The following is a 15,601-nucleotide window of genomic DNA, read 5'->3' as shown; positions in this document are numbered from 1 at the left end:
GGCTCGGGCCGGGGACGCTCAGGCCCGACAGCGGCTCAGGCCGGGGACGCCCGGGCCAGACCGCTGCTCAGGCCCGGGAGAGGCTTTCCGCGCCCCGGCGGCGTATCCGCGCCTCGTCCCGCTGAGCGGCCCGCGCCGCCCGCCGCGCCCTGCGGCGCTCACGGCGCAACTGCCGCGCCGAACTGCTCGGCACCGAAACCACGCCGTTGCGCTGATTCCAGACCTGCCGGGTCACCCACACATCCAGCACCGACCAGGTCGCGACGATGGTGCTGCCCACACTGCTCAGCACCATCGGGAAGGCCAGCCAGGACCCGGCCAGTGTGCACAGGAACGCCACCATCGCCTGGATGATCGTCAGCGACATGATGAGAACGGCACGCACGGCGGACCTGCGGACCGGGTCCGGCATCCGCCGCCGTGTCGCGGGTTCTTCCACCCACAGCTGCTGGCGCGGGATCTTCGCCCCGCCCACCGCCGCCGAGTTCGCCGGCGCGGCCGGTGCCGCCGGCACCGCGCCCCGACGCTGTTCCGTTTTCAAGGCTCTCAACTCCCCACCACTGTCCGACTTCAGGGTTGCTGCCCGGCATGCGCCGTTTCTACGCGGGCGGACCGGACCGTCCTGCCTCGCGACCCCTGCCCGCGTCGCCCACCCCGTGGATCGCGCACAGCGACCCCCGACCATGATCCCGCCTGACCGGCCCCGGCTCTCCCCGTGTTACCCCTGCCCCGTACAGAGAGACGAGTGAACGGCCGTGAAGATTCCCCCGAACCGTCGTGAAGCGAAGGATTCCAGCCAACTGCCCCACCGGACAGGATGAAGCCCCGCCAGGTCTCTTCTGCCGCTTTCGCGAATTTCATTGCCTGGAATACCGGGACAACCCATGACCAACACCGGACAGCGCGGCCGAAAATCGTCCGGACGCCCCTTCGAGTTGCTACTCCGTCAGTAGTAGGCTCGCGCCGTTTATTGACGGAACACGACCCCCGCCCCTGCGGGGTCGAGCTGGGGGAGTCCATGCGCTTTCGCGGAAAGTCCATCCGCAGGAAGATCGTGGCGTTGCTGCTGGTGCCGCTCATCTCCCTCACCGCGCTCTGGGGATTCGCAACTTTCCTTACGGGGCGCGAGGCCGGTCACCTGCTGAGCGCGGGCACTCTGGTGGAGAAGGTCGGTCATCCGCTGGAGGACACCGTCCGGGCCATCCAGGACGAGCGCCGCCAGACCCTTGTCTTCCTCGCCGACCCCAGGGCCTCCAACGCCCTCCCGCTCCTGCAGCGCCAACGAGCGGCCACCGACCGCGTCCTGTCCGGCGTCAAGGACAGCGCCCGGCAGCAGGACATCCGCGACGCGCTGAGCTCCGACGACGACGCCCAGCTGAATTCGATCCTCGGCACGGTCGAGGGCCTCGGTGCGCTCCGCGAATCGGTCGACCGGCGCACCATCGACCGCTCCAAGGCCATGGAGTTCTACGGTCGTCTCATAGATCCCTGCTATCGCTTCCTGACCGGACTCCGCACGATGGAGAACGTGTCGATGGACAAGCAGGTCCGCGGGCTGGTCGGCATCTCGCGAGCCCGCGAAATGCTCTCCCGCGAAGACGCCCTGGTCGCCTCGTCGCTCATTGCCGGACGGCTCACCGCCGCCGAACTGCGCGAGATATCCGACCTCGTGGCCAATCGAAAGCTGCTCTACGAGATCAACGTCGACGCGCTTCCCGCCGCGGAGCGCCAGCGGGTGGAGCGGTACTGGGCGAGTCCGGACAGCGAAGCGCTGCGGTCGGCGGAGAAGACCCTCATCGAGGGCGGCCCGACCCAGGACCCGCGCGCCGTCGACGCCGAGCGCTGGCAGGAGGCCGCCCCGCCGGTCCTGGACCGGCTGGCCAACGACTCCACGGAGATGAACAACCGCTTCCAGGACCGCGGCAAGCCCGCCGGTTACGGCGTCCTGATCAAGGCCGGTATAGCGGGCGTCCTCGGCTTCCTCGCCCTGATCGCCTCGGTGTTCGTCTCCGTACGCATCGGCCGCGAACTGATCCGGGACCTCTCCCGGCTCCGCAAGGACGCCCACGAGGTATCCGGCGTACGGCTGCCGAGCGTGATGCGCCGGCTCGCCGCCGGGGAACAGGTCGACGTCGAGACGGAAGCCCCGCACCTCCAGTACGAGCGGGACGAGATCGGCCAGGTCGGCCAGGCCCTCAACACCCTGCAGCGCGCGGCCGTCGAGGCCGCCGTCAAGCAGGCGGACATGCGGCGCGGCGTCTCCGAGGTCTTCGTCAACCTCGCCCGCCGCAACCAGGTGCTGCTGCACCGCCAGCTGACACTCCTGGACACCATGGAGCGCCGCACCGAGAACACCGATGAACTCGCGGACCTCTTCCGCCTCGACCACCTGACCACCCGCATGCGCCGCCACGCCGAGGGCCTGGTGATCCTCTCCGGCGCGGCCCCCTCCCGCCAGTGGCGCAAGCCGATCCAGCTGATGGACGTGGTGCGGGCGGCGGTCGCCGAGGTCGAGGACTACGAACGGATCGAGGTCCGCCGACTGGCCCGGATCGGGGTGGGCGGCCCGGCCGTCGCCGACCTCACCCATCTGATCGCCGAACTCCTGGAGAACGCGACCGTGTTCTCGCCCCCGCACACCGCGGTCCAGGTGCTCGGCGAACGCGTCGCCAACGGCTTCACGCTCGAAATCCACGACCGCGGCCTCGGCATGGCGCCAGACATCCTCCTGGACGCCAATCTCAGGCTCGCCGAGACCCCCGAGTTCGAGCTGTCCGACACCGACCGGCTCGGCCTGTTCGTGGTCAGCCGTCTCGCCCAGCGCCAGAACGTCCGTGTCTCGCTGCAGACCTCTCCGTACGGCGGCACGACCGCCGTCGTCTTCATCCCGGCGGCGCTGCTCACCGACGCCCCGGAGACACACGGCACCGGGTTCCGCCTCGACCGCCGGGCCGAGCGGGCGATCGGCAGCGGTGGCCGGGCGGCCGGCGACGCCTCCGGCAGCGGTCCGGACCGCAGGGACGGCGCGGCGGACCGCCGGACCGGCGGCAGGCCCTCCGCCCTCGCCCCCGTTCCGACCGGCCTGGTCGACCCGGCCCTCCTGGACGGGCCCGTCGAGCTCGAAGGACCCGTCGGAGCACTGGGGTTCGAGAGCGACTCCGTGCTCGACCCGCTCCTCGAACCCCTGCTGGGCGGCGCCTCCGACCTCGACGACACCGAGAGCGAACGCGGCGGCATCTTCCGCTCCCGCGACCTCCGGCGCGACGCCGACCGCGAACAGCACCAGCAGGCGACGGACCAGGACGCGGAGCCGCCGGCCGGTGTACGGCCGATGCGTCCCGGCGGTCCGGTGCCGCTGCCCCGCCGCAAACCGCCGACGCTGGTCACCGACAACGGCCACCGGGTCGACGAGACGGGCCGCGCCCACCCCACGGCCGCCGAGCGGGACGCACCGCAGGGCCCCTCCGGCACCGGCTCCACGCCCACCGAACCCCGGCAGCCCTCCGGCTTCCGGAGACCCACCGAGCCCGCAACACCCGAGCAGTCCGCCTCCCCCGGGGCCCCGAGCACCCGGGAGACCGTGGGCGGTCTGCCCCGCCGCATCCGGCAGGCCAGCCTCGCCCCGCAACTGCGCGAGGACTCGGCCGTCCGCGATCCCGAGCCGGCCCGTACGGAACCGGACGAGGACTTCGAACGTGATGCGGAAGAGGTGCGCAGCCGCATGGCTTCGCTCCAGCGCGGCTGGCAGCGCGGCCGCCGGCAGAACGCCGAGGACGTGACCGGCCCCGGTGAAACAGCACAAGGAACCACTCCGGGAGGGGACGGTCGATGACCGCACCGAACGTCGCAGCAACCAACGCCGCACGCCAGGGCTCCGGCCAGCTCAACTGGCTCCTCGACGAACTCGTCGAGCGCGTCGCCAGCATCCACAAGGCGCTGGTGCTCTCCAGCGACGGCCTCGCCACCGGCACCTCGAAGGACCTGACCCGCGAGGACAGCGAACACCTGGCGGCCGTGGCCTCCGGATTCCACAGTCTCGCCAAGGGCGTCGGGCGGCACTTCGACGCGGGCCGGGTCCGCCAGACCGTCGTCGAACTCGACGAGGCGTTCCTCTTCGTCACGGCGGCCGGTGACGGCAGCTGTCTGGCGGTGCTGGCCGACGCCGACTCGGACGTCGGCCAGGTCGCGTACGAGATGACGCTGATGGTCAAGCGCGTCGGTGCACACCTGGCCAACGCACCCCGGACGACCGGTCTGTCCGCCGGGGGGTGAGTGGACGGTGAGCGCTGACTCCTCCAGATCTCCGGCAACGCCCACCGACCCGCAGGCCTCGCACTGGTACGACGCCGAGGCGGGACCGGTGGTCCGTCCGTACGCGATGACCCGGGGCCGAACAAGCAGCGCCTCCCGCCATCGGCTCGACCTGATCGCGATCGTCGTCCCCGAACCCGAGGCCGACGACCCCGGCCGGGACCAGACGCTCTCCCCGGAACACGTGGAGATCGTCGAACTCTGCAGTGGCATGCCCCAGTCGATCGCCGAGCTCGCGGCCGGTCTGGACCTCCCCGTCGGGGTGGTCCGGGTGCTGGTCGGTGACCTCGTCGAGGACGAGCTGGTGCACGTAACCCGTCCCGTTCCGCCAGCCGAGCTGCCGGACGTGAACATTCTTCGCGAGGTGATCAATGGCCTTCGGGCGCTCTAGCCGCAAGAAGCGGCCCGTTGAGCCCGTTACCCTGAAAATCCTGGTGGCGGGCGGATTCGGAGTGGGCAAGACGACTCTGGTGGGCGCGGTCAGCGAGATCAGGCCGCTGCGCACGGAGGAAAGACTCAGCGAGGCGGGCCGTCCGGTGGACGACCTCGCGGGTGTGGAGGCGAAGACCACCACCACGGTGGCCATGGACTTCGGCCGGATCACCCTGCGCGAGGACCTGGTGCTGTACCTCTTCGGCACCCCGGGCCAGGACCGCTTCTGGTTCCTGTGGGACGAACTGGCCCAGGGCGCGCTCGGCGCCGTCGTGCTAGCGGACACCCGGCGGCTCGAAGACTGCTTCGCGGCGGTCGACTACTTCGAACGCCGGGCCATTCCGTTCACCGTCGCCGTCAACTGCTTCGAGGGGGCCGACGAGTTCCCGGTCGAGACGGTGCAGGCGGCACTGGACCTGGACCCGGAGGTGTCCGTGGTCATGTGCGACGCGCGCGACCGGGGCTCCGTACGGGACGTACTGGTGGGCGTCGTCGAGCATGCCGTGGACCGCGCGGAACGCGTCCGCGAGCCCGTCGTCACGTAACGGCCGCTGCGCGCACGACACGGCCCGTACCCCCGCCGACCGGGGTACGGGCCGCGCGTCGTCGCGTCGCTGAGCGAAGAGTTTTCTCCCGCTGCGACGGACCGTCAACACTCCTGGCAGCACCCGTTGCCGGCGAGCCACTCGGCGGCGATCGCGGCCAGCTCCCGGTCGCGTCCCGCCAGCATCATCCGGATCATCTGCACATCGCCGCGGAGCGACCAGGCAGGATGCCCGAAGGTGGCCGGATTGTTCTTCTCGATCAGGAAATGCGCGGGCCAGGCGGTCCCGTACCCGATCAACGGCAACGCGGCCAGGTACCGCTTGCGCCCCCGTGCCAGACCGTAGGCGGTGACCGCGAGCCCGGTCAGGGAGCCGGTCAGATGGACCCACCGGGTCGCGGCCCTGGAGTGCATCGCCACGTAGTAGGGCCAGAACTCCTCGTACGAATCGAACGTCTGCTGTGACATACGGGCACCGTAGTAGCTCGGACCGCAACCGGAAACGGCTGATCCGCGTCGCAGAAGAAGAAGCGGACGGCCGGGGCCCACGGGGGTGGTCCGGGCCGTCCGCCTTCCGCTTCGGTGTCAGTGGCCCGCGACGGACCGCCGGGCCACGGGGAAGTCGAAATAGGTGTCCGGGAACAGTTCGGGCTTGAAGGTGTAGTGCCACCATTCCTCGGCCAGATTCACGAAACCGACGTCCGTGAGCGTCTTCTTCAGGAATTGCCGGTGGGTGCGCTGAACGCCCTGGACGCGCGGGTCATCGGTGTGGGAGAGCGTGTCGAAGCAGTCGAAGCCGGTGCCCATGTCCACGGAGTTGTCCGGGAACCGCTCGGCCGCCGGTGCGTAGCAGGGCACCTGCGGGTCGCCCGGACGGTACGGAGGGGTCGGCGCGGCCGGCAGCTTCACCAGCGTCAGATCTACCGTGCTGCCGCGGCTGTGCCCGGACTTCTCCGCGATGTAACCGTCCGCGAACAGCCGAGTCTTGTCGACCCGGGGGTAGAACTCGCCCTTCATGGCCTCGTCGTCGAGATCCTTCGCCCAGCGTACGAAGTGGTCGACGGCCCGCTGCGGCCGGTAGCAGTCGTACACCTTCAGCGAGTAGCCCAGGCGCAGCAGCCGGGTCTGCGCGTCGTGCAGTGCCCGAGCCGCGGGCCGGGTCAGGATGCAGAGCGGATTGCGGTAGCCGTCGACCGGGACGCCCATGAAGTTGTGGGCGGTGGGGTAGCGCATCTCCTGGATGATCGTCGGATCCACCGAACTCAGCGCCACGAACCCCTCGGGCGCCTTCGGTTCGGGCCTCGCCCGTGCGGCGGGGGCGGCGGCGGTGACGGCGAGCAGGGCGGCGGCAGCGGCCGCCAGGACACGGAAAGCGGAAGCAAAACCTGTCATGGGCACATAATCCAGTAGTACGGGGGAGCCCGCCGCAGGATCCGGTACAGTCCGCGCGTGTCCGCACCCAGGAGCAACCCCGAGAAACCGGCCAGGGATTCGCACTGCGGCAGCTGCGGCGCGCCCTGGACCACAACCGCGATCGCCACCTGGCCCCGCACCTGCGCGGCCTGCGGCAGCACCGCCTACCGCAATCCACTGCCGGTCGCCGTGGCCCTCCTCCCCGTCACCGACCGGGACGGCACCGGCCTCGTCGTGATCACCCGCACCATCCCGCCCCACCCGGGCGGCCTGGCCCTCCCCGGCGGGTACATCGACCACGACGAGGACTGGAAACACGCCGTCGTACGGGAACTGGGCGAGGAGACCGGCATCGCGGCCGATGAACGGGAGGTCCGCCTCGCCGACGCCCTCAGCGCCCCGGACGGCCACCTGCTCCTCCTCGGCCTCCTCCCGGAACGCCCGGCGACCGCGCTCCCACCCTCCCGTCCCACCGACGAGACCGCCGGCTTCCGACTCCTCCGCACACCCGCCGAGCTGGCCTTCCCCCTGCACACCCGCGCCGTCCGCACCTGGTTCGACGGCGGCTACCGCTGACCGGCAGCAGGGGCCGCGCGCGGTGGTGAGGGCCGGGCCTTCCGAAGCACCCCCCGCCGGACAGGCCCCGCTGCCCGGCGGGCACCCCGAGGCGGGCCGCTACAGACCACGCACCCGCACCGGATATCCCACCGACCCCTCCTCACCCTTCCGGCCCTCCCGTTCGACCACGACCCGCCCGTCCACCCACCGTGACGTGTACCGCTCGACGTCCGCCCGCTCCCAGCCGTCCCCGGCGTCCCGGACCACCAGCCCCCTCCCACCGCGCCCCGCTGCCGGAGCCCACACCTCCAGCTCCACACCACCGTCCGCACCCCGCACCGGCAGCACCGAACCCGCCCGCGCCAACACCGGCACCCGGGACAGCGGCGCATCGAGCAACACCTGCCCCGGCCCCTGGTACACCTCGCCGGTCGCCGTGTCGTACCAACGCCCCCGGGGCAACCGCACCGCCCGGCGGTCCGCGCCGCGCTCCAGCACCGGAGCCACCAGCAACGCGTCACCCAGCAGGAACGCGTCCTCGCACTCCCGCAACGCCCGGTCCCCGGGCGCACGCCACCACAGCGGCCGCACATACGGGGCGCCGGTCAGCCCGGCCAGCCGCGACAGCGTCACGAAGTACGGGTGCAGCCGCTCCCGCTCCTCCAGCACCGCCCGCGCGTGCTCCAGCACCTGCGGCCCGAACTCCCACGGCTCCCGCCGCCCCGCGCCGATCGCCGCATGGGTACGGAACAACGGCAGATAGGCACCCAGCTGGAACCACCGCAGATACAGCTCCGGCGACGGCGACCCGTCGAACCCGCCCACATCGGGCCCGGAGTACGGAACCCCGCACAGCCCCAGCCCCAGCACCAGCGCCAACGAGGCCCGCAGCCCCGGCCAGCCGGTCTCCACATCACCGGACCAGGTGCCCCCGTAACGCTGCATCCCCGCCCAGCCGGAACGCGAGAACAGGAACGGACGCTCCTCGGGCCGCAGCCGGCGCAGCCCTTCGTACCCGGCCCGCGCCATCGCGAGCGCGTAGACGTTGTGGGCCTCGCGGTGATCACCCCCGCGGCCCTCAAGCGAGTGCCGCGCCGACCGCGGCAGCGACGGATCACCGAACGCCGCGAACGACACCGGCTCGTTCATGTCGTGCCACACACCCGAGAACCCCTGCGCCAGCCGCTCCTCGTACAGACCGCCCCACCACTCCCGCACCCGCGGATCGGTGAAGTCCGGGAACACGCACTCACCCGGCCACACCTCCCCGCGCACCACCCGTCCCCGCGCATCCCGGACGAAAGCGCCACGGTCCCCGACCACCGCCCCCGCGTCGAACACCGCGTTCCCCGGCTCCGCCGCCACCGCGGGATCGACGATCGACACCAGCCGCACGCCGTCGTCCCGCAACTCCTTCGCCAGGCCCGGCAGATCGGGAAAGCGCCCCTGATCGACGGTGAACACCCGGTGCGCCTCGTAGTGGTCGATGTCCAGATGCAGTACGGCCAACGGCAGCCCGCGCTCCCGGTACCCGGCGACGACCCGCCGCACCTCCCGCTCGCTCCCGAACCCCCACCGGGCGTGCTGCGGACCCAGCGCCCAGGACGGCGGCACCGCCGGAGCACCCGTCAGAGCCGTCCAGCCCTGCAACACCCGGGCCGGCGTACCCGCCACCACCCAGCAGCGCAACGGCCCGCCATCCATCCGCACCTCGCACATCCCGGGCCGGTCATGACCCGAACCCGCCCCCTCCTCGCCCTCGCGCAGAGTCACCCGCCCCGACCAGGTGTTGTCGTGGAACACCAGATGCGTCCCCGCGTCACAGACCACGAGCTGCACCGGCATCGTCAGATACAGCGGATCGTCACCGGGACCGAAACGCCCACCCGGATCGGTGTTCCACAAGCCGTACACACCGTCCCGCAGCCGCGGCCCCGAAGCCCGGCCCCCGAGCCCGAAGAACCGCGCGTCCGCCGGAACCTCGGAACGCTGCACCCACCGGGCACCACCCCCCGCCACCGGCTCCCACCAGCGCGGCGGCAGCTCGCGCCGGAACACCACCCCGCCCGGCGTACGCAGCTCCACGGCCCCGTGCCGCGACACCGCGACGGTCAGCCGCTCCGACACCACCTGCCAGCCGCCGTCCTTGTCCGGCTCCAGCACGGCCCGCGGATCCGGCTCGGGCGCCGCACCGGGCAGCGCGTACGACGGCAACGGCTCAGCCCCGTCCCAGCCCCAGAACACCGCACCGCCCACCGCCACCCGCACCCGCAACTCCGAACGGGCGAACCGCACCACACCCCCGCCCGGCTCCGGCTCCGCCCCCACCATGAGACCGGGCACCCGCGCCCGCTCCGCACCACGCCGGGGCAGCGCCCGCGCATCCGCACTGCGACGCCGCCAGGACGAGCGCACCGAGCGCAGTCCCCGCACCGAACCGACCATCTTCACCGAGCGCACCAGGTCACGACCGTCCATGCAGCTCAGCCTGCCATCCGACGGAGCGGATGAGGGCTCCGTTCAACTTCCGTTCACCCGTGGCCGGACCACATGTCCGGACACACGGCCATGGGTGGGGAACCCTGGTGCGAAAGACGATCACATGGCATCGTCCGTAAAAGCCGCCTCACGCGCACACCCCAGCACGTGTGCGCTGACGCCACGCCCATCCCGCGTACCCGTACAGCCAGGGAGCCGCCCCATGACCGCAGCAGCCAACGAAGCCGCCCTCTGGCAGCCCGGCCCCGACCGCATCGCGGCCGCCGCCGTCACCCGCTTCCAGAGCTGGGCGGCCAAGCGCTACGGAGCCCCGGCCGAGGGAGGCTATCCGGCGCTGCACCAGTGGTCCGTCGACGAACTCGACACCTTCTGGCAGGCCGTCGCCGACTGGTTCGACGTACGGTTCTCCACCCCGTACGAGACCGTCATCGCCGACCGCACCATGCCCGGCGCCCAGTGGTTCCCCGGCGCCACGCTCAACTACGCCGAGCACGCGCTGCGCACCGCCGAGGACCCCCTGCGCGCGGACGCCCCCGCCCTGCTCCACGTCGACGAGACCCACACCCAGATCCCCGTCTCCTGGTCCGAGCTCCGCCGCCGGGTCGGCTCGCTCGCCGCCGAACTCCGCGCCCTCGGCGTCGCCCCCGGCGACCGGGTCAGCGGCTACCTCCCCAACATCCCCGAGGCCGTCGTCGCCTTCCTCGCCACCGCCGCCGTCGGAGGCGTCTGGACGTCCTGCGCCCCGGACTTCGGCGCCCGCAGCGTCCTCGACCGCTTCCAGCAGGTCGAACCCGTGGTCCTCTTCGCGGTCGACGGCTACCGCTACGGCGGCAAGGAACACCACCGCGCCGACACCGTCGCCGAACTGCGCCGCGAACTCCCCACCCTGCGCGCCGTGGTCCACATCCCGCTGCTGGGCACCGAGGCTCCCCAGGGTGCCCTCGAATGGTCCGCCCTCACGTCCGCCGACACCGAGCCGGTCTTCGAACAGGTCCCCTTCGACCACCCGCTCTGGGTGCTCTACTCCTCCGGCACCACCGGGCTCCCCAAGGCGATCGTCCAGTCCCAGGGCGGCATCCTGCTGGAACACTTCAAGCAGGTCGGCCTGCACTGCGACCTCGGCCCCGAGGACCGCTTCTTCTGGTACACCTCCACCGGCTGGATGATGTGGAACTTCCTCGTCTCCGGCCTCCTCACCGGAACCACCCTCGTGCTGTACGACGGAAGCCCCGGCTACCCCGACGTCAGCGCCCAGTGGCGCGTCGCCGAACAGACCGGAGCGACCCTCTTCGGCACCTCGGCCGCCTATGTCATGGCCTGCCGGAAGGCCGGCATCCACCCGGGACGCGACTTCGACCTCTCGCGCGTCCAGTGCGTCGCCACCACCGGCTCCCCGCTCCCGCCCGACGGCTTCCGCTGGCTCCACGACGAAGTCGACGCCGACCTGTGGATCGCCTCCGTCAGCGGCGGCACGGACGTCTGCAGCTGCTTCGCCGGCGCGGTCCCCACCCTCCCCGTACACATCGGCGAACTCCAGGCCGCCTGCCTCGGCACCGACCTCCGCTCCTGGGATCCGGCGGGCGAACCGCTCATCGGCGAGGTCGGCGAGCTCGTCGTCACCGCACCCATGCCCTCCATGCCCATCCGGTTCTGGAACGACCCCGACGGCAGCCGGTACCGCGACAGCTATTTCGACATGTATCCCGGTGTCTGGCGCCACGGCGACTGGATCACCATCACCGAACACGGCTCGGTCATCATCCACGGCCGCTCCGACTCCACCCTCAACCGCCAGGGCGTACGGATGGGCTCCGCCGACATCTACGAGGCGGTCGAACGGCTCCCCGAGATCCGCGAATCCCTCGTCATCGGCCTCGAAGAGCCCGACGGCGGCTACTGGATGCCGCTCTTCGTCCACCTCGCCGAAGGCGCACGGCTCGACGACGCGCTGCGCGACAGCATCAAGCGGACCATCCGGGAGAACCTCTCCCCACGCCACGTCCCGGACGAGGTCATCGAGGTCCCCGGCATCCCGCACACCCTCACCGGCAAGCGCATCGAGGTCCCGGTCAAACGCCTCCTGCAGGGCACGGCCCTGGCCAAGGCGGTCAACCCCGGCTCGGTCGACAACCTCGAACTCCTCCACTTCTACGAGGACCTCGCCCGCAAGCGTCACTGACCGTCCGCGACCGTCCCCATTGTCAGTGCCTCTGATTACTCTGAGTGAGCAATGATCGACAGGGCACTTGGGGGAGTCATGGCGCACATCAGGAACAACGGGGACAGCAAGCACGGCAGGCCCGGCGGGTACCGCCGGGCCGGCGCATCCATGCGACGCACGCTGCGCCGCGAAGCACCCAGCACCATCGGCCTCCTGGCCGACGAGCAGGACTTCGCGGCGATGCGCCGCTACCGCACCTTCACCTTCGACGACCACACCGTCTATCTCCAGCAGGTCGAAGTCCTGCTGAAGACCCTCTCCGCACAGGGCATGCATGCCACGGTCGCGCTCTTCGACCCGGAGGAGTACGCGGAGTACTGCGCCGAGTCGGGACTCGCTCCCGACGCCCCGGCCAGCCGCAGCCGCTTCACCGCCGAAGTCGCCTCGGCCGGCGCCACCGTCGCGTACACCGGCCAACCCATCGACACCCTGATCCCGCTCCTGGTCAGCCGGGCCGTCCGCCGGGCCACCTGGGAGTACGCCACGATGCTCCTGGCCGGCCTCGGCGAATGCGCGGACTGCGGCAAGGACGTCGGCCACGCCGCCTTCGACCGGGCCTCGCACCTGCTGCTCCGCATGCTGGAGACGGCCGGCCCGGGCACACACCACCTGGTCTGCAGCACCCCCACCGACAACGAGAACCTGCTCGCCGTCCTGCACACCGAGCGGGACAGCGCCGGCCCGGCCCGGCTCGAATCGGACGAGGGGGCGGAGTTCGTCACGGTGCTCGCCGTGGGCATCGCCCTCGAAAGGCCCGGGGGAGTCGTACTCCGCACGAGCCGCCCCGGTGCCCAGGACCGGGTGCACGGCTGGCGCCTGACCCGCGGCGACCTGGCCCCGCTCAGCGCCGGTGAGGTATTCAGCGCCTACTGCACCGACGCCGACACCGGCGAACCGGTCGCCCCGGAGTCACACGTCGAGTATTGCGCCGGCTTCGACCTCGGCGCGGACGAACCGGAATCGCACCACTGACAGGCCGAAGGGGCGCCCCGCCACCATCGGCGGGGCGCCCCTTCACCGGACAACGCCGCGGGACTACTCGCCCGACAGCACCACCTGGGCCGCGACCCGTGCCTCCTCGGCGGAGTCCGCCGCACGAGCGGCGGAAGCGGCACGCTCGCACTGCGCGAGCGTGTACTTCGCCAGCGTGGCACGGACATAGGGGATGGACGCGGCACCCATCGACAGCGACGTCACACCCAGCCCCGTCAGGACACAGGCCAGCAGCGGATCGGAGGCAGCCTCACCACAGACACCACAGCTCTTGCCCTCGGCCCTCGCAGCCTCCGCCGACAGCGCGACCAGATCGAGCAGGGCGGGCTGCCACGGGTCCTGCAACCGCGACACCGCGCCCACCTGACGGTCGGCGGCAAAGGTGTACTGCGCCAGGTCATTGGTCCCCAGGGAAAGGAACTCCACCTCCCGCAGGATCGAACGTGCCCGCAGCGCGGCGGACGGAATCTCCACCATCGCACCGAACTTCGCCTGCAGACCGGCCTCACGGCAGGCGTCGGCGAAGGCCTTGGCATCCGCACGGTCCGCCACCATCGGCGCCATGACCTCAAGGTGGACAGGCAGCCCCTGGGCCGCATTCGACAGCGCGGTCAACTGAGTACGCAGCACATCGGGGTGGTCCAGCAGGCTCCGCAGCCCGCGCACACCCAGCGCCGGGTTCGGCTCGTCCGCCGGAGTCAGGAAGTCCAGCGGCTTGTCGGCCCCGGCATCCAGCACCCGTACGACGACACGCCCTTCGGGGAACGCCTCCAGCACCGCCCGGTACGCCGCAACCTGCTTCTCCTCGGACGGAGCTTGCCTGCTGTCGTCGAGGAACAGGAACTCGGTACGGAACAGCCCCACGCCCTCCGCACCGGCCTCGACCGCCGCCGGTACGTCGCCGGGCCCGCCGACGTTGGCGAGCAGCGGGACCTTGTGACCGTCGGAGGTCGCACCCGGACCGGACGAAGCCGACAGCGCGGCCTTGCGCGCGGCGGCTGCACTCTCCATCTCCGCACGCTTCTCGGCGCTCGGCTCGACGAAGATCTCACCGGTGCTGCCGTCCACGGCGATGACCGTGCCCTCGGCCAGCTCACCGGCACCGGGGAGCGCCACCACGGCGGGCACCCCGAGCGCCCGGGCCAGAATCGCGCTGTGGCTGGTCGGCCCGCCCTCCTCGGTCACGAAACCGAGCACCAGAGCCGGGTCGAGCAGCGCCGTGTCCGCGGGCGCCAGATCCCGCGCGATCAGCACATAGGGCTCGTCGCTGTCCGGCACACCGGGCATCGGCACACCGAGCAGCCGGGCCACGATCCGGTTGCGCACGTCGTCGAGGTCGGCGACGCGCCCTGCCAGGTACTCCCCGGCGTTGGCGAGCAGCGCCCGGTACGCGGCGAACGCGTCGTAGACGCCACGCTCGGCGGTGCTGCCGACGGCGATACGCCGTTCCACGTCAGCCATCAGCTCAGGGTCCTGGGCCATCATGGCCTGGGCCTCCAGCACGTGCTGAGCCTCGCCACCGGCCAGGTTGCCGCGTGCGATCAGATCGGCCGCCACGGCCTCCACGGCCTGCCGAGCGCGCCCCTGTTCGCGTTCGGCCTCCTCGGCGGGGATCTGCTTGGCCGGCGGTTCGAGCACCGCCGTACCCATATGACGCACCTCGCCGATCGCCACCCCGTGGCTCACACCGACGCCTCGCAGCGTTGTCTCCATTGCACCCGTCTCCGGTCGTGCGGCGGCCGGTGCCCCCGCGGTGGATATCCAGTCGGCTGTCATCGGGCCTGGTTCGTCACTGCCAGCCGAACAAGGCGTCGCCGACCTTCACGTCGCCGTCCTCGCGGACGTCGGAGAGGGATTCGGCAGTGGCTTCCAGCGCGACGACCGGGCACACCGGCGACTTGCCGGACGCCTCGACGGCCGCGGGGTTCCAGCGCACGATGCCCTGGCCACGCGTGACCGTGTCCCCCTTGTTCACGAGCAGCTCGAATCCTTCGCCGTTGAGCTGAACGGTGTCGATGCCGAGGTGCGTCAGTACCCCGTGCCCGGTCTCGTCCACGACGACGAAGGCGTGCGGGTGCAGGGAGACAATGATGCCGTCGACCGGCGATACCGCCTCGGACGGCTCACGCACGGGGTTGATGGCGGTTCCAGGACCCACCATCGCGCCGGAGAAGACCGGGTCCGGTACCGCAGCGAGCCCGATGGCACGTCCGGCAAGAGGGGACGTCACAGTGGTCATAGGGAGCCTCCCAGGGGTGGAGCTTGATCGGCGCCGTCACAGCCTGTGCGCGACGGCGTGCTGTTCAGCAGCGTAAGTCATAAGAAGTCCCGGTTCCGCCCGAGTCCTGGCTGTTCGCGGCCTTAGGCGCACACCGGAAACGATTTGCCTCGACTCTCGGCGACCTGTACTGTCGTACTCCTGCCTGACCCCAACGCGACTTTGAGTCGGGGGTCGGCGGCGACTTTTAAGCCCTGACTCTAACCGGACTCGGCACCTGCATGCCTGCAGGGGCTGGTCAAGGAAAGCGAAAAGGACTGATAGAGTCGGACTCGCCGGAAAGGGAAACGCGAAAGCGAAGAACTGGAAAGCGAAAGCGAGACCCGCTTCGACCGGGAATCGGACACGAAAG

The 15,601-nt window shown here is 71.1% G+C and carries 13 protein-coding genes; 7 read left to right on the top strand and 6 right to left on the bottom strand.

All coding sequences use genetic code 11. The features are described from left to right. Positions 1 to 67 precede the first annotated feature (67 nt). Positions 68 to 541: a hypothetical protein gene (locus tag ACFVH0_RS34900; RefSeq protein ID WP_385826882.1), complete on the bottom strand. Its 474-nt coding sequence runs from the start codon at positions 539 to 541 to the stop codon at positions 68 to 70. A gap of 477 nt (positions 542 to 1,018) precedes the next feature. Between ACFVH0_RS34900 and ACFVH0_RS34895 the strand changes: the two genes are divergently transcribed. Genes ACFVH0_RS34895 through ACFVH0_RS34880 form a run of 4 tightly spaced genes read left to right on the top strand, consistent with a single transcriptional unit; the run spans position 1,019 to position 5,288 of the window. Next, on the top strand, positions 1,019 to 3,832 hold the full coding sequence (locus ACFVH0_RS34895) for a nitrate- and nitrite sensing domain-containing protein (RefSeq protein ID WP_385826880.1): 2,814 nt from the start codon (positions 1,019 to 1,021) through the stop codon (positions 3,830 to 3,832). Next, the gene (locus tag ACFVH0_RS34890; RefSeq protein WP_072489357.1) at positions 3,829 to 4,272 is read left to right on the top strand and encodes a roadblock/LC7 domain-containing protein; all 444 of its coding nucleotides are present in this window, start codon (positions 3,829 to 3,831) and stop codon (positions 4,270 to 4,272) included. The genes ACFVH0_RS34895 and ACFVH0_RS34890 overlap by 4 nt, the downstream gene beginning before the upstream one ends. 7 nt (positions 4,273 to 4,279) lie before the next feature. Further along, entirely contained in the window at positions 4,280 to 4,702 is a 423-nt protein-coding gene (locus ACFVH0_RS34885; protein ID WP_385826878.1) for a DUF742 domain-containing protein, read from the top strand. Then, positions 4,683 to 5,288: an ATP/GTP-binding protein gene (locus tag ACFVH0_RS34880; protein WP_385826877.1), complete on the top strand. Its 606-nt coding sequence runs from the start codon at positions 4,683 to 4,685 to the stop codon at positions 5,286 to 5,288. Before ACFVH0_RS34885 ends, ACFVH0_RS34880 begins: the two co-directional genes overlap by 20 nt. A 104-nt stretch (positions 5,289 to 5,392) precedes the next feature. Here ACFVH0_RS34880 and ACFVH0_RS34875 read toward each other — a convergent pair whose 3' ends face one another. Together ACFVH0_RS34875 and ACFVH0_RS34870 are read right to left on the bottom strand one after the other, a co-directional pair. Beyond that, positions 5,393 to 5,755: an Mpo1-like protein gene (locus tag ACFVH0_RS34875; RefSeq protein WP_385826875.1), complete on the bottom strand. Its 363-nt coding sequence runs from the start codon at positions 5,753 to 5,755 to the stop codon at positions 5,393 to 5,395. 117 nt (positions 5,756 to 5,872) lie between these two features. After that, positions 5,873 to 6,679, bottom strand: a complete 807-nt coding sequence (locus ACFVH0_RS34870; RefSeq protein ID WP_385826873.1) for a M15 family metallopeptidase — start codon at positions 6,677 to 6,679, stop codon at positions 5,873 to 5,875. Between the two features lie 57 nt (positions 6,680 to 6,736). Between ACFVH0_RS34870 and ACFVH0_RS34865 the strand changes: the two genes are divergently transcribed. Beyond that, positions 6,737 to 7,276, top strand: a complete 540-nt coding sequence (locus tag ACFVH0_RS34865) for an NUDIX domain-containing protein (protein ID WP_385826871.1) — start codon at positions 6,737 to 6,739, stop codon at positions 7,274 to 7,276. Positions 7,277 to 7,375: 99 nt separating this feature from the next. Here ACFVH0_RS34865 and ACFVH0_RS34860 read toward each other — a convergent pair whose 3' ends face one another. Continuing rightward, complete coding sequence (locus ACFVH0_RS34860) at positions 7,376 to 9,736, bottom strand: glycoside hydrolase family 31 protein (RefSeq protein WP_385826869.1); 2,361 nt, start codon at positions 9,734 to 9,736, stop codon at positions 7,376 to 7,378. 223 nt (positions 9,737 to 9,959) lie between these two features. Between ACFVH0_RS34860 and ACFVH0_RS34855 the strand changes: the two genes are divergently transcribed. Both ACFVH0_RS34855 and ACFVH0_RS34850 read left to right on the top strand, forming a co-directional pair. After that, a complete protein-coding gene (locus ACFVH0_RS34855; RefSeq protein ID WP_385826867.1) occupies positions 9,960 to 11,936 on the top strand; it encodes an acetoacetate--CoA ligase in 1,977 nt (658 codons plus the stop codon). 78 nt (positions 11,937 to 12,014) lie between these two features. Beyond that, positions 12,015 to 12,950: a hypothetical protein gene (locus ACFVH0_RS34850; protein WP_385826865.1), complete on the top strand. Its 936-nt coding sequence runs from the start codon at positions 12,015 to 12,017 to the stop codon at positions 12,948 to 12,950. 63 nt (positions 12,951 to 13,013) lie between these two features. Here ACFVH0_RS34850 and ptsP read toward each other — a convergent pair whose 3' ends face one another. Together ptsP and ACFVH0_RS34840 are read right to left on the bottom strand one after the other, a co-directional pair. Continuing rightward, entirely contained in the window at positions 13,014 to 14,684 is a 1,671-nt protein-coding gene (gene ptsP, locus ACFVH0_RS34845) for a phosphoenolpyruvate--protein phosphotransferase (protein WP_385826863.1), read from the bottom strand. 76 nt (positions 14,685 to 14,760) lie between these two features. Then, a complete protein-coding gene (locus ACFVH0_RS34840) occupies positions 14,761 to 15,210 on the bottom strand; it encodes a PTS glucose transporter subunit IIA (RefSeq protein WP_385826861.1) in 450 nt (149 codons plus the stop codon). Positions 15,211 to 15,601: the final 391 nt, after the last annotated feature.

The organism is Streptomyces sp. NPDC127117 (assembly GCF_042677325.1).
Classification (GTDB): Bacteria; Actinomycetota; Actinomycetes; order Streptomycetales; family Streptomycetaceae; genus Streptomyces.
Note: the sequence above shows the minus strand (reverse complement) of the source record. Positions and strands in the feature narration are given on the sequence as shown.